The following is a 19,498-nucleotide window of genomic DNA, read 5'->3' as shown; positions in this document are numbered from 1 at the left end:
CCTTCGATTTTGGCTACGAAACCGCGAAGATGAAACATAGTTGTCATACGAGTTTGCGACGCCGGGGGCGTCCGACAGACTTCACGAGGGGTGGGGGAGTGGCAGAGAGGATGACGATGAGCGCACTCGACACGGCGCTGCACGGCCTGCGGGCTCTCATCGCCGACGGCGCCCTGCGCCCCGGTGACCGGCTGCCGAGCGAGGGGGAGCTGTGCGAACGGCTCGGTGTCTCGCGCGGGTCGCTCCGCGAAGCCATCCGGACCCTCGCCGCACTGGGCGTGTTGGAGACGCGGCACGGTTCCGGCAGCTACGTCAGCGAGCTCCGCGCGGCCGACCTCATCGGCAGTCTCTCTCTCACGGTCGGATTGCTGCCGATGGCCGGGGTGCTGGAGCTGACGGAGCTCCGACGGGTGCTCGAGCCCCATGCGGCGGCGCTCGCCGCGGCCCGGATCGACGAGGACACGGTCGCTGCGCTCGACGCGGTGCTCACGGAGATCGAGTCGACGACGGATTTCGAGGCGCAGTCCCGCCTCGACCACGAGTTCCACATGGCCATCTCGTCGGTCGCGGGCAACGAGGCCCTGACGAGCCTGATCGACGTGCTGCGTTCCCGCTCCCGTGCCTACCGGATCTCCGACCCGGAGGATGCCGCGGAGCTCAAGATCCACTCCGACGCCGGCCACCGCGCGATCCTCCGCGGCCTCGCCGCCGCGGATCCGGTCGCTGCCTCGGCCGCCGCGTCCGCTCACGTCGCCTACACCGAGTACTGGGTGCGGCGGTACTCCGGCCTCTGACTCCTGGTTTCCCGGCCGAGCCACCCTCTTTCGTGCGCCCCGGCCCTATTCGGCCGTCCGGAAGGGGGTGGGCGGCACCGAAGGGGGCGGGATGGCGAACGGGGTCAGCCGAGGTTGATGTCGACCTGGATCTCCGACGCGAGGCGCTCGAGGTCGGCGCGCAGGGCGTCGAGGTCGACCGTCGGCGGGACCCTCGCGATCACCGAGGCCTCGAACAGCCGCCCGCCGGCCATCGCGGCCTCCCGGGTCTCGGTCGTGAGCTCCTCGATGCTCAGGGCATGCGCGTTCAGCACCGCCGAGACCTCGCGCACGATGCCGGGGCGGTCGTTGCCGAGCACCTGCATCACGAGCAGCTGCTCCTCATCCTCGGACGGCCCTGGCGTGCCGGTGAGCACCGAGAGCGTGAGCAGCCCCTGCCCCTGGATCCCCCGGAGCGCGGTCTCGAGCTCCCCCGTGCGCTCGGTCGGCACGGACACCTCGATGACACCCGCGAACGTGCCGGCGAGCTCGGCGAGGGAGCTGTTCTCCCAGTTGCCGCCATGGGCATCGACGACATCGGCGACGGCGGCCACGAGGCCCGGACGATCGGCACCCGCGACAGTGAGGATGAGTGTGGTCATGGGGTCAGCGTAACCCGAGGATCAGTCCGCCCAGACCCCGGTCTCCAGGAACCGCTCCAATCGCGCACGGTGCGGGGCGAGGTCCCACCCCTGCTGCGCGACCCACTCGTCCGAGTAGTACGTGCCGGCGTACCGCACACCGCTGTCGCAGATCAGGGTCACGACGCTGCCGGTCTCGCCCGCGGCACGCATCCGGGCGATGAGCTGGAACGCGCCGTAGAGGTTCGTGCCGGTGGAGCCGCCCGCCCAGTGCAGGGTGCGCTCGCGGAGGAGCCGGATCGCGGCGATGGAGCCCGCGTCCGGGACCTGGATCATCTCGTCGATCACGGACGGCACGAACGAGGCCTCCACCCGCGGCCGCCCGATGCCCTCGATGCGACTCGGGCGTCCGGCCGGCGGGTCGACCGTCCCCGCCCAGCCGTCGTAGAAGGCCGAGCCCTCGGGGTCAACGACCGCGATCCGGGTGTCATGGCGGCGGTACTTCACGTACCGGCCGAACGTGGCGCTGGTGCCGCCGGTGCCGGCGCCCGTGACGATCCAGCGCGGGATCGGATGCCGCTCCTGGGCGAGCTGGCCGAACACGCTGTCGGCGATGTTGTTGTTGCCGCGCCAGTCGGTTGCACGCTCCGCGTAGGTGAACTGGTCGAGGTAGTGCCCGGTGCAGTCCGCCGCCAGGCGCTGCGCCTCGGGTGACATGTCCTCCGCGCGATCCACGAAATGGCAGGTGCCGCCGTAGAACTCGATGAGGTCGATCTTCTCCTGCACCGTCGATCGGGGCACGACGGTGATGAACTTCAGCCCCAGCATCCGGGCGAAGTAGGCCTCCGACACCGCGGTCGACCCGCTCGACGACTCCACGAGGGTCGTGTCCTCGCGGATGCGACCGTTGACGAGTCCGTACAGGAGGAGGGAGCGCGCGAGGCGGTGCTTGAGGGAGCCGGTCGGATGCACCGACTCGTCCTTGAGGTAGAGGTCGATGCCCCACTCCGGCGGCAGCGGGAACAGGTGCAGGTGCGTGTCGGCGCTGCGGTTAGCATCGGCTTCCAGCAGGGCGATCGCGGTGCTGGTCCAGTCGCTCATGCCCTCGAGCGTACCGGCCCGACGTCAGCCCACCGTGCCCGCGGGGGAGGCGTCGCCCGATCCGTCCACGTGCATCAGCGACGCCTGGGACTGCTCCTGCTGGAGCTGGAACTCGAAGCGCGAGCGGTCGCCCCGGTGGTACGCGATGAAGTACTCGATCGGCAGCCCGTCCTCGCTGCGGCTGATGCTGCGCAGGCGGAGGAGGGCGGAGCCGGCGCTCACACCGAGATGCTGAGCCTGCTCGTGCGTGGCGACCGTCGCCTCGGCGGAGCGGACACCGTGCGTGGCGATGATGCCGTGGTCGGCGAGCAGCCGGTACAGCGACGCCTCGGTGAGGTCGGCGCCGAGCGTCACCGCTCCCACCGCCTCCGGCATCCACGTGGTTGAGAGCGACCAGGGGTCGCCGTCGACGTGCCGCAGTCGCTCCAGCACGATCACCGGCGATCCGACCGGCACCTCCAGGGCCAGGGCGACCTCCTCGTCGGCGACGGTCTGCTCGTGCCGGAGGACGTCGCTGTGCACGTGGCCGCCGCGCCGCTCGACGTCGTCGTACAGCCCGACGAGCGTGTGTACGAGACTCTCGCTCGTGCGCGGGCGGGAGACGAAGGTGCCCTTGCCCTTCACACGCTCGACGAGTCCCTCGTGCTCGAGCTGGGCGAGCGCCTGGCGCACGACCGTGCGGGAGATGCCGTAGCGCTCGCACAGCCGGTGCTCGCCGGGGAGGGGATCGCCCGGCTGCAGACCGTCGCGGGCGATGCCGTCGATGATGAGCTGCCGGAGCTGGTCGTACATCGGCGCCGCGCTGTGGCGGTCGATCGCATCCTCGATGAGAGACATCAGTACGCCACCCCCGCGTGCAGAATCACGTTCGCGTACGGGGTGAACTCCCCCGAGCGCACGAAGGCACGGGCGGCGTGCGTGCGCTGCTTGAACTCGACGTGCGGGACGAGCTCGATCTCGAACCCTGCGTCGGCGAAGCGCTCGCGCAGGGCGTCGAGCACCTCCGGGCTCTTCTCGGCGACCTCGGCCGACACCGTCGCCCCCTCGACCACGAGCTCCGCGAGCACCGTGTCGAGCACGTCGAGGAACGCGGGAGCGCCGGGACGGTAGGCGAGGTCGATGCGCTCGGATCCCGGCGGGATCGGCAGCCCGGCGTCGGTCACGACGATCAGATCGGTGTGCCCGGTCTCGCTGATGACGCGGGAGAGCGCCGGGTTGATCGTGGTCGAGGTCTTGCGCATCGTGTGCTCCTGGTTCAGTTCGCGACGGGGGCCGCGGTGCGCGCGGCGAGGAAGGCCTCGACGTCGGCGCGGTGGGGGAGGCTCGGTGAGGCCCCCTGCTTCGTGACGGTGAGGGCGCCCGCGGCGGTCGCCAGCCGCACCGCATCGGTGAGGGCGGCTCCGCTCGCGAGCGCCGCACCGAGGTAGCCGGCGTAGGCGTCGCCCGCGGCGGTGGTATCGACGGCCTCCACGGGGAACGGCGGGACGACGGTGGCGCCCTCGGCGGTGACGACGCACGACCCCTGCCCGGCCAGGGTGATGACCGCGGCGCCCACGCCCTGCTCCAGGAACCAGTGCCCGGCGCGTTCGGCGGAGACGGCGTCGGTCACCTCGATGCCGCTGATGAGCGACGCCTCGGTCTCGTTCGGGGTGACGATGTCGATGCTCCGCCAGATCTCCGGCGCCAGCTCCGCCGCCGGCGCCGGATCGAGGATCACGGTCATCCCGTGCTCGCGACCGCGCGCGGTGATGTGAGCGGTCAGGGCGGACGGGGTCTCGAGCTGGGTGAGCAGGACGGAGGTCGTCGGGGCGAGAGCCGCGAGGGCTTCGTCGATCTGCGCCGTGCTGAGGGCGGCGTTGGCGAGCGGCACCATGACGATGTCGTTCTGCGCGGAGGCGTCGACGCGGATGTGCGCGATGCCGGTCGGGCCCGGCACGGTGCGCAGGTGCGCGAGGTCGACGCCGGCCGCGGTGAGCCCTTCCACCACGAGGTCGTGGAACAGGTCGTCGCCGACGCACCCGACGAAGCTCGTGCGGGCTCCGGAGCGTCCGGCCGCGACGGCCTGGTTCGCGCCCTTGCCGCCGAGCATCAGCGTGAACTCGTCGCCGAGGATGGTCTCGCCGCGGGCGGGGAGCCGCTGGGAGAAGGTCGTGACGTCGGCCGTCACGCTGCCGACGATGACGACGCCGGAGCGGTCGCCGGGGTGTGCGGGTGTCATCTCGCTCCTGATCCTCCTCGACAGCGCGGGGCTCCCGGTCTTTGACAAGGTTCGGGAGCTGTCATTACATTAGCCGAAGCCCCACCTGTAACGACAGGTTGCCCGCGAGGAGACCCCGATGACCGCGATCGCGCCCCGCCTGTACGTCGACAGCGCCGACACCGACCGCGTCTCGCGGCTGCTCTCCGCCGGGGTGGTGCAGGGCGTCACGACGAACCCCACGATCCTCGAGCGCGGCGGGCGGACGGCGGCGGAGATCCCCGACCTCTATGCCCGCTGGGTGGACGAGGGCGCACGGGAGGTCTTCTTCCAGACGTGGGGCGGCGACACGGACTCCTTCCTCCGGAACGCGGAGGGCATCCGCGCGCTCGGCGACCGGGTGGCGGTCAAGGTGCCCGCGACTGCAGCGGGTTTCGCGGCGGCCTCGGCCCTCGTCCGCGACGGGGCCACGGTCCTCGTCACGGCGGTGTACTCCGTCGCGCAGGCGCTCGCGTGCGCCTCGATCGGCGCCCAGTACATCGCGCCCTACCTCGGACGCATGCGCGACGCGGGCATGGACGGCGACGCGCTCATCGCCCGGATGCAGGAGATGTGCGCGGGCAGCGGCTCCAACGTCCTCGCCGCGTCCCTGCGCTCGGCCGACGACATCACGGGGCTGCGCGCGGCCGGGGTGCCCTACTTCACCGCTGCGCCCGACGTGCTCGACCAGCTGCTGTTCCACGAGGTGAGCGACAGCTCGGCGGCGGAGTTCGACGCCGCGATGCAGCGCCTCGGGGCCTGACGGCTCAGGCCGACGCGGCCTGCCGCAGCCACCGCTCGACACCGGCGATGTGGGCCGTGGCGAGGGAGGTCGCCAGCGCCGAGTCGCGCTGGGCGATGGCATCGGCGATGGCGCGGTGCTCCGACAGAGTGCGCTCCACGGCGCCGCCCTCCGTGAGACCCCGCCACACGCGCGCCCGGACCGTCTGGCTGCTCAGGTGCTCGATGAGGCTCGCGAGGTAGGCGTTGCCCGCCATGCCCACGATCTCGCGGTGGAAGCGGATGTCGTGGTCGACGAGCTCCTCGATCCCGACGGACGCGTCGACGGCCTCCACCTCCTCCTGCAGGGCCGCGATCGCCTCGTCCGTGCCGAGGGTCGCCGCGAGACCGGTGGCCTGCGATTCGAGCATCCGGCGGACGGCGAACATCTCCAGCATCGAGTCGTCGTCGTGCATGTCCACGACGAAGGCGATCGCCTCCAGCAGCAGGTGCGGCTCCAGGCTCGTGACGTAGGTGCCGTCGCCGCGGCGTACGTCGAGCACGCGGATGACCTCCAGTGCCTTGACCGCCTCGCGCATGGAGTTGCGGGAGAGGCCGAGGCGCTCGGACAGCTCCTTCTCCGGGGGCAGGCGATCGCCGGGGGCCAGTTCGCCCGACACGATCATCGCCTTGATCTTCTCGATCGCCTCGTCCGTCACTGCCATGGCGCTCATCCTCGCACAACATCCGATGTCTGCGGCAGGATGGGGACATGCGCATCCTCGACTCGCACCTGCACCTGTGGGACCCGGAGGCTCTCGAGTACACGTGGCTGGAGGGTCCGCTCGCGGGGCGCTTCGGCGCTCTCGAGCTCGACCGTGCGCGGGGGGACCGGGCCACGGACGAGCGGGCAGTGTTCGTGCAGGCCGAGACCGCCGAGGACGACTTCCTCGCGGAGGTGCGGTGGGTGGCCGGGCAGGCGGAGCGCCTCGGGGTGGTCGGCATCGTGGCCGGCGCCCGTCTCGACCGCGGGACCGATACCACGGTGCACCTGGAGAGCCTCACCGCCGAGCCCCTGGTGGTCGGGGTGCGTCACCTCCTGCAGGGGGAGCCGGACGGCCTGATGCTCTCGTCGGCGTTCATCACCGGAGCCCGGGAGGTCGCGGCGCACGGGTGGACCTTCGACGCGTGCGTGCGTGCCGCGCAACTCCCGGACCTCGCACGACTGTCCGGCGCGATCCCCGAGCTGCGGATCGTGCTCGACCACCTGGGTAAGCCGGAGGTCGGGACGGCTTCGGCTCCGCGCACGCCCTCTGTGGAGTGGGAGCGGGACCTCGCCGAACTCGCGCGACACCCCGGGGTGTTCTGCAAGGTGTCCGGACTGCCCGCGGAAGCCGGAGGGGACTGGAGCCTCGCGCAGCTCGAACCCTTCCTCGACACCGCGGCCGACGTCTTCGGTCCCGAGCGCCTGATGTGGGGGAGCGACTGGCCCGTGTCGGCGGTCGGCTCCGCGGAGCATGACGGCACGCACGCTCCCGCCGACGGTGCACCGGTGTATCAGCCGTCCGCCCGCAGCCGCTGGGCGGACGCCGTGGCGACGTGGGCCTCCTCCCGCGGCATCGATCACGACGCCCTCTTCCACGCCACCGCCACCTCCGTCTACTCCCTCTAACCCCCACCCCCTTTCGCGGAGGAGTGCGATATGCCACCTCCGGAGCCCCGTCCGCGCCCGTTTCTGATCCCGGCCGGATGGGTGCCGTGCCGCTCACGGTCGTCCCTCCGGGGCGCCTCGGGGCGTGCGAGATGAGAACGCTCCGCGGCCGCCGCATCGAGGAGCGATTCTGATCCCGCCCGCGCGGCGAGGCAGTGTGCGGGACGCGAAAGGAGCCTGCGGGGCGGGGTGGAGGAGCGATTCTGATCCCGAAGGGTGGGGCGGGCGGGAAGCGTGGGGCGTGCGGGATGAGAAAGGGGCGTGCGGGGCGGGGCGGGGGAGCGGAATTGATCCCGGCTGGGGACGGAACGGGGCGGAACGGCGGGACGGGACGGGGACGGCCCGGGGTCTCGCGGGGAGACACCGGGCCGTCGGGAAGATCGGGTTACTCGGGGCGGAGGCGGAGCTGCGCCATCCCGCCGTCGACCTCGATGAAGGTGCCCGTGGTGGAGCCCGCGGCGGGACTCACGAGGTAGGCCACCGCGGCGGCGACCTCGTCGGGGCTCACCAGGCGTCCGTGGGGCTGTCGTGCCTCCAACGCGGCCCGCTCGGCGGCGGGGTCGGCCGCGGAGTCGAGCAGTCGTCCGACCCACGGCGTGTCTGCCGTGCCGGGGTTGACCGCATTGACGCGGATGCCCTCGCGCAGGTGGTCGGCGGCCATCGCGCGGGTCAGAGCCGACACGGCGCCCTTCGACGCGGAGTACAGCGCCCGCTGCGGGAGCCCGGTGGTCGAGGCGATCGAGGCCGTGTTGCACACCGCGGCGGCCGGGGACTTCCGCAGCCAGGGCAGTGCCGCCGACGTCACCCGCGCGATGCCGGTGACGTTGATGGAGAGGACGCGCGCCCACTCGTCGTCGTCGTTCGCGGCGATGTCGCCCTGTGCGCCGATGCCGGCGTTGTTGACGACGATGTCGATGCGGCCGAAGCGCTCGGCGACGGCGGCCACGGCGGCGTCCACGCTCGCGCGGTCGGAGACGTCGGCGGTGAACGCGGCGAAGCGCTCGTCGGCGTGGGTGGTGTCGCGGTCGAGGACCGCGACGGTGACCCCGTCCGCGTGCAGACGGTCGGCGATCGCCGCGCCGATGCCGGAGGCGCCACCGGTGACGATGGCCACGAGGCCTTCCGTGCCGGCGTCGGGTCCCTGAGCCTGTCGAAGGGGTCCCTGAGCCTGTCGAAGGGTCACTTCTCTGCCTCCCATGCGATGAAGTCCTGGCGCTGGCGGCCGAGGCCGTCGATCTCGATCTCGACCACGTCGCCCGCGCTGAGGTAGGGGTATTTGCCGGACAGGGCCACGCCCTGCGGGGTGCCGGTGAGGATCAGATCACCGGGCTCGAGCGTCACATACTGCGACAGGTGGTGCACGATCTGCTCGACCGTGAAGATCATGTCGCTCGTGTTCGAGTCCTGCCGCGGCTCGCCGTTCACGAAGCTGCGGAGGCCGAGCGCCTGGTGGTCGACCTCGTCCGGCGTGACCAGCCACGGACCCGTGGGGTTGAAGCCGAAGGCGATCTTGCCCTTCGACCACTGCCCGCCCGAGACCGCCATCTGGAAGTCGCGCTCCGACACGTCGTTCGCGGCGACGAAGCCGGCGACGTGCGCCATCGACTCCTCCGGGGAGTCGAGGTACGCGGTGCGGGTGCCGATGACGATGCCGAGCTCGACCTCCCAGTCCGTCTTCTCGCTCCCGCGCGGGATCGTCACGGTGTCGTTCGGGCCGACGACGGTGTTGGGGGTTTTGAGGAAGATGATGGGGATGGTCGGCGGCTCCGACCCCGACTCCGCGGCGTGGGCGGCGTAGTTCATCCCGATGCAGATCACCGCGCTCGGGCGGGCGATCGGGGCGCCGATGCGCATCGTCGCGGCGTCCGGCAGCTCGGAGAGCTCCCCGGCGTCGCGGGCGGCGGCGACGCGGGCGACGAAGTCCCCCGCAAGGAAGTCGCCGTTGACATCGGATGTCACCGGGCGGAGGTCGAGGTAGCGGTCACCCTCCAGGAGGACGGGGATCTCCGCCCCCGGGGTGCCGAGCCGCGCGAACTTCATGATTCTCCTGATCGTTCGGGAGGCCGCTGCTCAGCGGCCGGTCTCGTTGACAGTATAGACATCGGATGTTTACACTCCAAGAGATCCGCGCGGAAGAACGACCCGCGCATGGAGAGGAACCCCGTGAGCCGTATCGTCGCCCTCGACACCACCGACATCCGCTTCCCCACGTCGCTGAGCCTGGACGGCTCCGACGCGATGAACCCGGACCCCGACTACTCCGCCGCGTACGTCGTCGTCCGCACGGACGCCGGCGACGGCATCGAGGGGCACGCCTTCGTCTTCACGATCGGCCGCGGCAACGATGTGCAGGTCGCCGCCATCGACGCGCTCGCCGGACACCTCGTCGGACGTGAGATCGAGCCGCTGCTCGACGACATGGGCGGCACGTTCCGCGAGATCATCGGCGACTCGCAGCTCCGCTGGCTGGGCCCGGAGAAGGGCGTCATGCACATGGCCATCGGCGCGGTCGTGAACGCGCTGTGGGACATCAAGGCCAAGCGCGCGGGCCTGCCGCTGTGGCAGCTGCTCGCCCGGATGACGCCGGAGGAGCTCGTCGACCTCGTCGACTTCCGCTACCTCACCAACGCCCTCACCCGCGAGGAGGCGCTGGAGATCCTGCGCGCGGCGGAGCCCGGCCGGGCCGAGCGCGAGCAGCAGCTCCTCGCCACCGGCTACCCCGGCTACACGACGAGCCCCGGCTGGCTCGGCTACTCCGACGAGAAGCTCGAGCGCCTCGCCCGCGAGGCCATGGCCGACGGGTTCACGCAGATCAAGCTCAAGGTGGGCGCCGACCTCGACGACGACATCCGCCGCTTCCGCAAGGCGCGCGAGGTGTGCGGCCCGGACTTCCCCATCGCGATTGACGCCAACCAGCGCTGGGAGGTGTCCGAGGCGATCGAGTGGGTGAACGCGCTCGCCGAGTTCCACCCCGCCTGGATCGAGGAGCCCACGAGCCCGGACGACATCCTCGGACACGCCGAGATCGCCCGCGGCGTCGCGCCCATCCGTGTCGCCACCGGTGAGCACGCGCAGAACCGGATGATCTTCAAGCAGCTGCTCCAGGCCGACGCGATCTCGGTCATGCAGATCGACGCCGTCCGCGTCGCGGGGGTCAACGAGAACATCGCCAACCTGCTGCTCGCGGCGAAGTTCGACGTGCCGGTGTGCCCGCATGCCGGCGGCGTCGGGCTGTGCGAGGCCGTGCAGCACCTGTCGATGTTCGACTTCGTCGCCGTCTCCGGCACCCGCGAGGGCCGCCTGATCGAGTTCGTCGACCACCTGCACGAGCACTTCGTCGTGCCGACCGACATCCAGGGCGGCTCCTACATGGCTCCCACCGCTCCGGGCACGGGCATGGAGATGAAGGCCGACAGCATCGCGGAGTACACCTGGACGGGTGCGCATGTCCACGCCTGACCGCCTGACCGTCCCGACCCTCGGCTACGGTGCCGCGAACGTCGGCAACCTCTTCCGTGAGCTGTCCGACGACGACGCGTGGGCGGTGCTGGACGCGGCGTGGGAGAGCGGCATCCGCTTCTACGACACCGCTCCGCACTACGGCCTCGGGCTGTCCGAGCGCCGGCTCGGAGCCTTCCTGCAGACCAAGCCGCGGGGCGACTACGTGCTCTCGACCAAGGTCGGCCGTCTGCTCCGCCCGAATCCCGATCACGCCGGCGGCCTCGACACCGCGAACGACTTCCACGTGCCGGACGACCTCCAGCGCGTGTGGGACTTCTCGGCGGACGGCATCCGGACGAGCTTGGACGAGTCCCGCGAGCGGCTCGGCATCGAGCGCATCGACCTCCTGTACCTGCACGACCCGGAGCGGCACGACCTCGACCTCGCGCTCGCCGAGGCCCTTCCCGCCCTCGAGCAGCTGCGCGCGGACGGCGAGGTGACCGCGATCGGCATCGGGTCGATGGTGTCGGAGGCTCTGGCGGCATCCGTGCGCTCCGCCGACCTCGACCTCGTGATGGTGGCCGGCCGGTACACGCTGCTGGAGCAGCCCGCCGCCGTCGACGTGCTGCCCGCGTGCCGCGAGACCGGGACGGGGATCGTCGCGGCGTCGGTGTTCAACTCCGGGCTCCTCGCGGCGAACGAGCCGCGTCGGGACGGCCGCTACGAGTACGGACAGCTCCCCGACGAGCTGTGGGACCGCCTCGTGCGCATCGCCGCAGTGTGCGCCGATCACGACGTGCCCCTGCCGGCCGCGGCGATCCGGTTCCCGCTCCAGTCCGACGTGGTGCGCTCCGTGGTGGTCGGTGGCAGTCGCCCGGCGCAGCTCCGGCAGAACGCGGAGTACGCTGCCCGGGAGATCCCGTCGGCCCTGTGGGAGAACCTCGCGGCCGAGGGCCTGATCCCCGCCTCCTGACCTCCATCCACCGAGAGGAGCCGCCGTGCTCGAAGGAATCCACCCGCTGCTGACCGGGGAGCTGCTGCTGCATCTCGACCGGATGGGGCACTCCGACGCCGTGGTCGTCGCCGACGCGCACTTCCCGGCCTGGGGTCTCGGGGCGCGCGTGGTCGATCTTCCCGGCACCACCACGCCCGAGGTCGTCGCGGCCATCCGCAGCGTGCTGCCGCTCGACGACGCGCCGGGCATCGATCTGATGACCTCGGCCGACGGCGAGGTGCTGGACGTGCAGCGCGAACTCATGGCCGCCGCCGGCACGGAGCTCGACACCACGCGCTTCGTCGAGCGCTTCGCGTACTACGAGGTCGCGAACGAGGCGTACCTGATGGTGCGCACGGGAGAGACGCGCAAGTACGGCAATGCACTCCTCCGGAAGGGTGTGGTCGGCCACCCCTCGGCCTGACCCGGGGGTTCAGCGCCCGACGGTCGACTCCCGCACGATGAGCTCGGCGGGGAACGGCGTGGGCGCCGGAGGCGCGGCGGTCGGATCGGCGAGGAGCTGCAGCAGCGCGGCCCCGGCGGCGCGACCGATCTCGTAGCCGGGCTGCCGGATGCTCGTCAGCGGCACCACGCCCTGGTGTGCGGCGGCCACGTCGTCGAACCCGACGAGGGCGATCTCCTCCGGCACCCGGATGCCGTGGCGGAGCAGCTGTGTCAGCACGCCGAGGGCCACCCCGTCGTTCGCGGCGAAGACCGCGTCGGGACGCTCTTCCGCCGGGAGGTCCGTCAGGTGCGCCCCGGCCCGGAGGCCGTCTTCCGTCGTGAGATGCTCGACGTCGAGGACGGAGACGCGGGCGTCGGTCCCCGCCACCGCGTCGCGCAGCCCGGCGAGACGATCGTTCGACTGGCTCACCGTCGGGGCTCCGAGGAACAGGATGCGGCGACGGCCGAGGGAGAGCAGGTGCTCGCCGGCCAGCCGTCCGCCGCCGCGGTCGTCGAAGGTGACCGCGGCGACGGAGGGCGAATCCCGGATGGGGCCGACGACCACGGAGCGGATCCCGTGGGTCGCGAGCTGTTCCAGCCGTGGCACGACATCGCCGCGCGGGTAGATGACGATGCCCTGCACCCGGTGGGCCTCGAACATGTCGATGTTCTGCTCCTCGCGGGCGGCATCCCGCGCGCTGTCGCTGAAGAAGAGCGACCAGCCGCCCTCGCGGGCCACGTCGTCGACGCCGCGGGAGAGGTCGTTGAAGTACGGCAGCCAGGCGTCGAGGAGGATGAGGGCGAGGGCTTTGCTCGACCCGGCGCGGAGCTGACGAGCCGATTCGTTCGGCACGAAGCCGAGCTCGGCGATCGCGGCGCGCACGCGCTCGCGGCTGGCGGCGCCGAGGACGTGCGGGTGATTGAGGTAGTTCGACACGGTCGACGCCGAGACCCCCGCGAGAGCCGCGACATCCTTCACGCTCGCGGGCATGGTCCTCCTTCGGCGATGGGACCGCAGGCGCGGCCGGACGAGGCCCAGGCTAGCGGAGGACTTGTAACGTGCCAAGAAAGTTCTTGACACCCCGGCGGAGGGCGACGTAGCGTGACTCGCACATCGGACTTGTAACGTGCCAAGTCCACGCGGCGACGGTGCCGGACACCCGCCGGAGGAGCGCTCATGAACATCGGCTGCCACGGACTCGTCTGGACGGGGACCTTCGACGCGGACGGCATCCGGCTCGCGGTCGAGAAGACGAAGCAGGCGGGCTTCGACCTCATCGAGTTCCCGCTTATGGACCCGTTCTCGTTCGACGTTGCCGCCGCCCAGGCCGCCCTCGCGGAGCACGGACTCGCGGTCAGCGCCTCGCTCGGGCTCTCCGACGAGACCGACATCACGAGCAGTGACCCCACCGTGGTCGCCGCGGGCGAGGCGCTCCTGCTCCGCGCGGTCGACGTGCTCGCCGAGCTCGGCGGTACGCACTTCTGCGGGGTGATCTACAGCGCGATGAAGAAGTACATGGATCCGGTGACGCCCGAGGGTCTGGCATTGAGCCGTCGCACGATCGCCCGGGTGGCGGACCACGCCGCCGCGCGCGGGGTCTCCGTCTCGCTCGAGGTCGTCAACCGCTACGAGACCAACGTGCTGAACACCGCACGGCAGGCGCTGGCGTACCTCGGCGAGGTCGACCGCCCCAACCTCGGAATCCACCTGGACACGTACCACATGAACATCGAGGAGTCGGATATGTTCGCGCCGGTGCTCGATGCGGCTCCCGCTCTGCGGTACGTGCACATCGGCGAGAGCCACCGCGGCTATCTCGGCACCGGGACGGTCGACTTCGACACGTTCTTCAAGGCGCTCGGGCGCATCGGCTACGACGGCCCCATCGTGTTCGAGTCGTTCTCCTCGGCGGTGGTCGCGCCCGACCTCAGCCGCATGCTCGGCATCTGGCGCAACCTCTGGACCGACAACGACGAGCTGGGTGCGCACGCGAACGCCTACATCCGCGACAAGCTCGTCGCCGTCGACTCGATCTGCCTGCACTGACGCCGGCGGCGGTTCGAGATCAAGATGTTATTACAGGTCTTCCCCCGCCGCCGATCGTTAGATACATTTAGATACAACTTGCACTGACCCGGGTGCAGGTCGCAGAATTGATCCGATGTTTACGGCGGAACGGTCCGCCGCAATCGCGACAGAACCTTCAAGGAAGCAGGTGAGCGCATGAGTGGACCCATCCTGAGGGTCGAGGGGATCAGCAAGGGATTCCCCGGTGTCCAGGCGCTGAAGGACGTGCATCTCGAGGTGCGCGCCGGCGAGGTGCTCGTGCTCGTGGGTGAGAACGGTGCCGGCAAGTCCACCCTGATGAAGATCCTCTCCGGGATCTACACCAAGGACGAGGGCACGATCACGTTCGAGGGGCAGGAGGTCGAGCTCACCGGCCCGCTGCAGGCGCAGGAGCTGGGGATCACGATCATCCACCAGGAGCTCAACCTGATGCCCGACCTCACGGTCGCGCAGAACATCTACGTCGGCCGCGAGCCCACGACGGGCCCGTTCCTGTCGGAGCGGAAGCTCAACCGGCAGACGGCCGAGCTGCTGCAGCGCCTCGACATCCACCTCGACCCGCGCCAGCGCGTGGGCGAGCTGACGGTGGCCGAGCAGCAGATGGTCGAGATCGCCAAGGCGCTGTCCTTCAACGCCAAGGTCCTCATCATGGACGAGCCGACGTCGGCCCTCACCGACAGCGAGGTCGAGACCCTCTTCGTCCTCATCGAGCAGCTCAAGGCGCGCGGCACCGGCATCGTGTACATCTCGCACCGCATGGACGAGCTGCGCCGCCTGGCGGACCGGGTGACCGTGCTCCGCGACGGCACATACATCGGATCACTCGACAAGTCCGAGATCACGATTCCGACGATCATCGAGATGATGGTCGGCCGCGTGATCGACGAGGGCACCCGCCCGCAGGCGCGGGAGCACCTCAACGACCCGATCGTGCTCGACGTGCAGGGGCTCTCCACGCGGAAGCTCCTCAAGGACGTGTCGTTCCAGCTGCACAAGGGCGAGATCCTCGGATTCGCCGGCCTCATGGGCGCCGGCCGCACCGAGACCGCCCGTGCCGTCATCGGCGCGGACCACCGTGACGGCGGCACGATCACGATCGGCGGGCGTACCGTCCGCATCGCGCAGCCCGCCGACGCGGTCAAGCACGGCGTCGGCTACCTCTCCGAGGACCGCAAGCTGCTCGGCCTCATGCTCGAGCAGGACGTCACCTTCAACACCGTGCTCGCGTCGCTCGGCTCCTACGCCAACGGCATCGGGTGGATGGGCGACAGCAAGGCCAAGAACCGCACCAAGGAGTACGTCCAGCAGCTGCGGGTGAAGACCCCCTCGGTCAACCAGGTCGTCAAGCTCCTCTCCGGAGGGAACCAGCAGAAGGTCGTCATCGCCCGGTGGCTGATGCGCGACTGCGACATCCTCATCTTCGACGAGCCGACGCGAGGCATCGACGTCGGCGCGAAGGAGGAGATCTACCGCCTCATGCAGCAGCTCGCCGACGCGGGCAAGTCCATCATCGTCATCTCGTCGGAGCTCCCCGAGATCCTCCGGGTCGCGAACCGCATCGCCGTGTTCGCGAACGGTCGCATCACCGGGACGCTCCGAAACGAGGAAGCCAGCCAGGAGAAGATCATGCAACTCGCAGCCCACGGGGAGGAAGACTGATGAGCACCCCACAGCAGTCCGGATCGTCGACGACGACGATCATCCAGACGGCCGTCAACGAGGACACCGACAAGCGCGACGTCGCCGGGTTCCTCAAGCGGCAGTTCCAGCAGTCGCTCGCGTTCGGCACCCTGATCGTCCTGGTCATCTTCTTCTCGATCGCCAGCCCGAACTTCTTCACCTTCAGCAACATCGCCACCGTGCTGCTGTCGACCGCGGTCATCGGCATCCTTGCCCTCGGCACGACGTTCGTCATCATCACGGGCGGCATCGACCTGTCGATCGGCACCGGCATGGCGCTCTGCGCCGTGATGACCGGCGTCCTCATCACCAACCTCGGCCTGCCGGTGTGGGTGGGCGTGCTCGGCGGCATCGCGACCGGTGTGCTCATGGGGCTGGTGAACGGCGTCAACATCACGTTCCTGCGACTGCCTCCGTTCATCGCGACGCTGGCCATGATGATGATCGCCGGCGGCCTCGCCCTCGTGATCTCGAACGTTGCGCCGATCTACTTCTCGACCTCGGCTCCCGACTTCAAGAAGATCGCGCTCGGCGTGCTCATCCCCGGCATCCCGAACGCGGTGCTCATCACCGCGGCCCTCGCGATCGTCGCCTGGCTCGTGCTCTCGAAGACGCTGCTCGGCCGGTACACCTTCGCGATCGGATCGAACGAGGAGGCCACGCGCCTCTCCGGCGTCAACACCCGCCGCTGGACGATCCTCATCTACATGTTCGCCGGCGCCTTCACCGGCATCGCGGGCATCGTGATCGCCGCCCGCCTCGACTCGGCCCAGCCGCAGATCGGCACCGGCTACGAGCTGCAGGCCATCGCGGCCGTGATCATCGGCGGCACCTCGCTGCTCGGCGGCCGCGGCTCGATCCTCGGCACCGTGATCGGTGCGCTCATCATGAGCGTCCTCGTCAACGGCCTCCGGATCATGTCGATCCAGCCCGAGTGGCAGAACATCGTCGTCGGCGTCGTCGTCCTGCTGGCCGTCTTCCTCGACTCGCTGCGCAACCGCCAGCGGACCTGAGACACGGCGGCGGCGAAACCCGTGCCCGCCGCCGTCCCCGGCTCCGGCCGGACCCCGCGGAACCCTCCGCACAGGCACCACGAATGTCCACCCGCCGGTCCTGGCCGGCACCCACACAGAACAACGGAGTTTCCATGAAATTCGGCAAGAAGACCGCATTCGCGGCACTCGTGGCCGCATCCGCGCTCGTGTTCGCCGGCTGTGCCGGCGGCGGCGACGTGATCGAAGAGGGCTCGGGCGGCGACACCGGCAGCGGCGACGGCGAGATGTACATCGCCATGGTCTCGAAGGGCTTCCAGCACCAGTTCTGGCAGGCCGTCAAGAAGGGCGCGGAGGAGAAGGCCCAGGAGCTGGGCGTCAAGATCACCTTCGAGGGCCCGGCCGCCGAGACCGAGATCGCGCAGCAGCTCGAGATGCTGACCGCCGCGATCGACAAGAACCCGGACGCCATCGCCTACGCCGCCCTCGACCCCGAGGCGTGCGTCGCCCCGCTCGAGCAGGCGAAGTCCAAGGACATCCCCGTCGTCTACTTCGACGCTCCCTGCAACGGCGACGTCGGACTCAGCCTCTCCGCGACGGACAGCAAGGTCGCCGGCGCGCTGGCGGCCGAGCACATGGCCGAGCTGATCGGCGGCGAGGGCGAGGTCGCCATCGTCGGCCACTCGCAGATCAACTCGACCGGTGTCGAGCGTCGCGACGGCTTCGTCGAGAAGATCGAGGCGGACTACCCCGACATCGAGATCGTCGACATCCAGTACGGTGACGGCGACCACCTGAAGTCGGCCGACATCGCCAAGACGCTCATCGCGGCCCACCCCGACCTCAAGGGCATCTACGGCACCAACGAGGGTTCGGCCATCGGCGTCGTGAACGCCGTGAACGAGCTCGGCCTCGAGAAGGGCAAGATCACCATCGTCGGCTTCGACTCCGGTGCGGCCCAGATCAACGCCATCAAGGACGGCACCATGGCCGGCGCCATCACGCAGGACCCGATCGGCATCGGCGCCCAGGTCGTGCAGGCGGCCTACGACGCGGCCAACGGGGACGACGTCGAGGAGTTCTACGACACCGGTTCCTACTGGTACGACAAGAACAACATCGAGGACGACAAGATCGCCGCGGTCCTCTACGAGTGACCCGCACGACGGAGCCCCTCGCCTTCGGGCGGGGGGCTTCGTCGTGTCCGGGGGGACTCCGGCTCCGGGTCCGTGGGTCCGTGGGTCCGTGCTCCATGGTCCGGTTGCACGATTCGGTGACGGATGCACGACCGGAGTGAGGGGCCGGTCGTGCGCCCGTGGCGAGGTAGTGCGGATGGGGCGGGGTGCACGCACTCGCGACCGTCCGCGTCGCAGGTAACATTTTAGAATGAGACATTTCGGGGTGTCGGGGGACGGTTTACGAGCAGCGGCGGCGAAGGTCGATGCGATCGCGGACAGAGCCGCGGAGTCGCCGCGATTCACGGTTGGCGCCGGTCTCGGGCATACGGCACTGTCGTCGTCCGTGTCGTCCTTTGCTGGCGTGTTGGCTGAGCGCTGGGCGGAGTTCGCCCGTATGACGGAGGGTGTCGCCAGGAATCTGCGGGGTACGGCGTCGATCTACGAACGTGCGGACGGTGAGGGTGCCGCCGGTCTTCAGGTGGGGCCGGGCGGCGAGTTCTGATGGCGGAGTTGGGGGAGTCGACGGATCCGCGTGTGTTGGTGCCGGGTGATGCGGCGGGTATCGATGAGGCTGTGACGCGATGGCGTCGGCAGGCGTCGATGGCGGAGGAGGTTTCGGGGCGGCTGGTGTCGTTGGGTGTTCCGGAGGGGTGGACGGGTCGTGCAGCTGAGGCTTTCGAGTCGCGGGTGACGTCGACGGCTGCCCGTTGGGCGCGTGTCCGTGAGGCTTTGGTCGCGGCGGCATCCGCGCTCGAAGGGTACGCCTCGACGCTGCTGTGGGCGCGTGCTCAGGCGGAGTCGGCGGTGGATCTGTGGGAGCGGGCGGCGCGGCTGTGAAAGACCACGCCGTGCTCACCGCGGAGGGCGATGGCTACCTCGACCGTGGTACAGAGTCCCTGTATAACGTCGCGTTGGCGACGACGGGGCAGGGCGAACGGGTCTCGGCGTATGTGCCGCCCGAGGCGACGCCCTTCCAGGAAGCGATGATGAACGGAGCAGCGCATGGGTATTGAGACGGCACGCAGGAGGACCCTGGGGGTGCTTGCTGTGCTGGTGGTGGTGGGTGTGGTGTCGGGGTGTGTGGGGGCGGAGGATGTGATGTCGCCGGAGGAGTCGCGGGATGTGTTGGTGGAGACGATTGCGGAGACGGCGGCGTTGATCGAGGGTCCGGGGTGGGTGGAGGACGGGGAGCCGTCGCCGCAGCCGTGTGCGGTGGGGGGTGCGCGGGGGACGAAGTATGCGCACGGGATGTGGGCGCCGCCGCAGCCGGATCGGGATTGGTTGGCGGATGTGGAGAAGGTGGCCGAGTATTGGGAGTCGCTCGGCATGGACGTTCGTATCGTCCGGAGCGGACCGGCCGTGTTCGGTTCGGGGGGGCCGGTGCAGAACATCAGTTTCTCGACCGATCCCGGTAACTACAGCATTTCGGGAACGGCGTTGTGTGGGCCGGGGGGCGTCTTCAAGGACAGGACCTGACGTGCGACACCGGGATGCGCGGGCGGTGCATCGAGTCCTCGCGGAACCGGGTAGCTCGCCGGTC

The 19,498-nt window shown here is 70.0% G+C and carries 23 protein-coding genes; 14 read left to right on the top strand and 9 right to left on the bottom strand.

Annotated elements, in window-relative coordinates; genetic code table 11:
• Positions 1 to 116 precede the first annotated feature (116 nt).
• The gene (locus CJ226_RS12955) at positions 117 to 794 is read left to right on the top strand and encodes a FadR/GntR family transcriptional regulator (protein ID WP_102209425.1); all 678 of its coding nucleotides are present in this window, start codon (positions 117 to 119) and stop codon (positions 792 to 794) included.
• Positions 795 to 898: 104 nt separating this feature from the next.
• Here CJ226_RS12955 and CJ226_RS12950 read toward each other — a convergent pair whose 3' ends face one another.
• Genes CJ226_RS12950 through CJ226_RS12930 form a run of 5 tightly spaced genes read right to left on the bottom strand, consistent with a single transcriptional unit; the run spans position 899 to position 4,712 of the window.
• Positions 899 to 1,414 (bottom strand): glycine cleavage system protein R, encoded by a 516-nt coding sequence (locus tag CJ226_RS12950; RefSeq protein WP_102209424.1) that lies wholly within the window; start codon positions 1,412 to 1,414, stop codon positions 899 to 901.
• Positions 1,415 to 1,435: 21 nt separating this feature from the next.
• Complete coding sequence (locus CJ226_RS12945; protein ID WP_102209423.1) at positions 1,436 to 2,494, bottom strand: PLP-dependent cysteine synthase family protein; 1,059 nt, start codon at positions 2,492 to 2,494, stop codon at positions 1,436 to 1,438.
• 24 nt (positions 2,495 to 2,518) lie between these two features.
• Positions 2,519 to 3,331 carry a GntR family transcriptional regulator gene (locus CJ226_RS12940; RefSeq protein ID WP_102209422.1) on the bottom strand — a complete coding sequence of 271 codons (813 nt, stop codon included), beginning with the start codon at positions 3,329 to 3,331 and terminating at the stop codon, positions 2,519 to 2,521.
• Positions 3,331 to 3,735 carry a D-ribose pyranase gene (gene rbsD, locus CJ226_RS12935; protein WP_102209421.1) on the bottom strand — a complete coding sequence of 135 codons (405 nt, stop codon included), beginning with the start codon at positions 3,733 to 3,735 and terminating at the stop codon, positions 3,331 to 3,333. Before rbsD ends, CJ226_RS12940 begins: the two co-directional genes overlap by 1 nt.
• Positions 3,736 to 3,749: 14 nt before the next feature.
• Positions 3,750 to 4,712, bottom strand: coding sequence for a ribokinase (locus CJ226_RS12930; protein ID WP_062637075.1), 963 nt, complete (start codon positions 4,710 to 4,712; stop codon positions 3,750 to 3,752).
• Between the two features lie 118 nt (positions 4,713 to 4,830).
• On the opposite strand from CJ226_RS12930, the gene CJ226_RS12925 reads away from it, so the two are divergent.
• A complete protein-coding gene (locus CJ226_RS12925) occupies positions 4,831 to 5,493 on the top strand; it encodes a transaldolase family protein (protein ID WP_085605542.1) in 663 nt (220 codons plus the stop codon).
• A 4-nt stretch (positions 5,494 to 5,497) separates the two neighbouring features.
• Here CJ226_RS12925 and CJ226_RS12920 read toward each other — a convergent pair whose 3' ends face one another.
• Positions 5,498 to 6,175, bottom strand: a complete 678-nt coding sequence (locus tag CJ226_RS12920; protein ID WP_025105368.1) for a FadR/GntR family transcriptional regulator — start codon at positions 6,173 to 6,175, stop codon at positions 5,498 to 5,500.
• 47 nt (positions 6,176 to 6,222) lie between these two features.
• Between CJ226_RS12920 and CJ226_RS12915 the strand changes: the two genes are divergently transcribed.
• The gene (locus tag CJ226_RS12915) at positions 6,223 to 7,122 is read left to right on the top strand and encodes an amidohydrolase (RefSeq protein WP_082802977.1); all 900 of its coding nucleotides are present in this window, start codon (positions 6,223 to 6,225) and stop codon (positions 7,120 to 7,122) included.
• A gap of 424 nt (positions 7,123 to 7,546) precedes the next feature.
• Here CJ226_RS12915 and CJ226_RS12910 read toward each other — a convergent pair whose 3' ends face one another.
• Both CJ226_RS12910 and CJ226_RS12905 read right to left on the bottom strand, forming a co-directional pair.
• Positions 7,547 to 8,275 carry an SDR family NAD(P)-dependent oxidoreductase gene (locus CJ226_RS12910; RefSeq protein ID WP_219719921.1) on the bottom strand — a complete coding sequence of 243 codons (729 nt, stop codon included), beginning with the start codon at positions 8,273 to 8,275 and terminating at the stop codon, positions 7,547 to 7,549.
• 65 nt (positions 8,276 to 8,340) lie between these two features.
• The gene (locus CJ226_RS12905) at positions 8,341 to 9,201 is read right to left on the bottom strand and encodes a fumarylacetoacetate hydrolase family protein (protein WP_102209419.1); all 861 of its coding nucleotides are present in this window, start codon (positions 9,199 to 9,201) and stop codon (positions 8,341 to 8,343) included.
• A 123-nt stretch (positions 9,202 to 9,324) separates the two neighbouring features.
• Here CJ226_RS12905 and CJ226_RS12900 point away from each other — a divergent pair, with 123 nt between their 5' ends.
• Genes CJ226_RS12900 through CJ226_RS12890 form a run of 3 tightly spaced genes read left to right on the top strand, consistent with a single transcriptional unit; the run spans position 9,325 to position 12,020 of the window.
• Positions 9,325 to 10,620, top strand: a complete 1,296-nt coding sequence (locus CJ226_RS12900) for an L-fuconate dehydratase (protein WP_102209517.1) — start codon at positions 9,325 to 9,327, stop codon at positions 10,618 to 10,620.
• On the top strand, positions 10,607 to 11,575 hold the full coding sequence (locus CJ226_RS12895; RefSeq protein ID WP_102209418.1) for an aldo/keto reductase: 969 nt from the start codon (positions 10,607 to 10,609) through the stop codon (positions 11,573 to 11,575). The genes CJ226_RS12900 and CJ226_RS12895 overlap by 14 nt, the downstream gene beginning before the upstream one ends.
• Before the next feature lie 25 nt (positions 11,576 to 11,600).
• On the top strand, positions 11,601 to 12,020 hold the full coding sequence (locus tag CJ226_RS12890) for an RbsD/FucU family protein (protein WP_102209417.1): 420 nt from the start codon (positions 11,601 to 11,603) through the stop codon (positions 12,018 to 12,020).
• A gap of 9 nt (positions 12,021 to 12,029) precedes the next feature.
• Here CJ226_RS12890 and CJ226_RS12885 read toward each other — a convergent pair whose 3' ends face one another.
• Positions 12,030 to 13,031 (bottom strand): LacI family DNA-binding transcriptional regulator, encoded by a 1,002-nt coding sequence (locus CJ226_RS12885; protein WP_102209416.1) that lies wholly within the window; start codon positions 13,029 to 13,031, stop codon positions 12,030 to 12,032.
• A gap of 186 nt (positions 13,032 to 13,217) precedes the next feature.
• Between CJ226_RS12885 and CJ226_RS12880 the strand changes: the two genes are divergently transcribed.
• The 8 genes from CJ226_RS12880 (at position 13,218) to CJ226_RS18135 (ending at position 19,434) form a co-directional block, all read left to right on the top strand.
• Positions 13,218 to 14,087 carry a sugar phosphate isomerase/epimerase gene (locus tag CJ226_RS12880; protein WP_102209415.1) on the top strand — a complete coding sequence of 290 codons (870 nt, stop codon included), beginning with the start codon at positions 13,218 to 13,220 and terminating at the stop codon, positions 14,085 to 14,087.
• A gap of 177 nt (positions 14,088 to 14,264) precedes the next feature.
• Positions 14,265 to 15,767: a sugar ABC transporter ATP-binding protein gene (locus CJ226_RS12875; protein ID WP_102209414.1), complete on the top strand. Its 1,503-nt coding sequence runs from the start codon at positions 14,265 to 14,267 to the stop codon at positions 15,765 to 15,767.
• On the top strand, positions 15,767 to 16,801 hold the full coding sequence (locus tag CJ226_RS12870) for an ABC transporter permease (protein WP_025105378.1): 1,035 nt from the start codon (positions 15,767 to 15,769) through the stop codon (positions 16,799 to 16,801). The genes CJ226_RS12875 and CJ226_RS12870 overlap by 1 nt, the downstream gene beginning before the upstream one ends.
• 134 nt (positions 16,802 to 16,935) lie before the next feature.
• Positions 16,936 to 17,937: an ABC transporter substrate-binding protein gene (locus CJ226_RS12865; protein WP_025105379.1), complete on the top strand. Its 1,002-nt coding sequence runs from the start codon at positions 16,936 to 16,938 to the stop codon at positions 17,935 to 17,937.
• Positions 17,938 to 18,166: 229 nt separating this feature from the next.
• Entirely contained in the window at positions 18,167 to 18,460 is a 294-nt protein-coding gene (locus CJ226_RS12860; RefSeq protein WP_102209413.1) for a type VII secretion target, read from the top strand.
• Positions 18,460 to 18,795 carry a putative T7SS-secreted protein gene (locus tag CJ226_RS18670; protein WP_102209412.1) on the top strand — a complete coding sequence of 112 codons (336 nt, stop codon included), beginning with the start codon at positions 18,460 to 18,462 and terminating at the stop codon, positions 18,793 to 18,795. Before CJ226_RS12860 ends, CJ226_RS18670 begins: the two co-directional genes overlap by 1 nt.
• An 11-nt stretch (positions 18,796 to 18,806) precedes the next feature.
• Positions 18,807 to 18,971: a hypothetical protein gene (locus tag CJ226_RS18140; protein ID WP_180964597.1), complete on the top strand. Its 165-nt coding sequence runs from the start codon at positions 18,807 to 18,809 to the stop codon at positions 18,969 to 18,971.
• Complete coding sequence (locus CJ226_RS18135; protein ID WP_180964596.1) at positions 18,961 to 19,434, top strand: hypothetical protein; 474 nt, start codon at positions 18,961 to 18,963, stop codon at positions 19,432 to 19,434. Before CJ226_RS18140 ends, CJ226_RS18135 begins: the two co-directional genes overlap by 11 nt.
• Positions 19,435 to 19,498 lie beyond the last annotated feature (64 nt).

Origin of the sequence: Microbacterium sp. UMB0228, from assembly GCF_002871415.1 — a bacterium.
In the GTDB taxonomy this organism is placed as follows: Bacteria; Actinomycetota; Actinomycetes; order Actinomycetales; family Microbacteriaceae; genus Microbacterium.
Note: the sequence above shows the minus strand (reverse complement) of the source record. Positions and strands in the feature narration are given on the sequence as shown.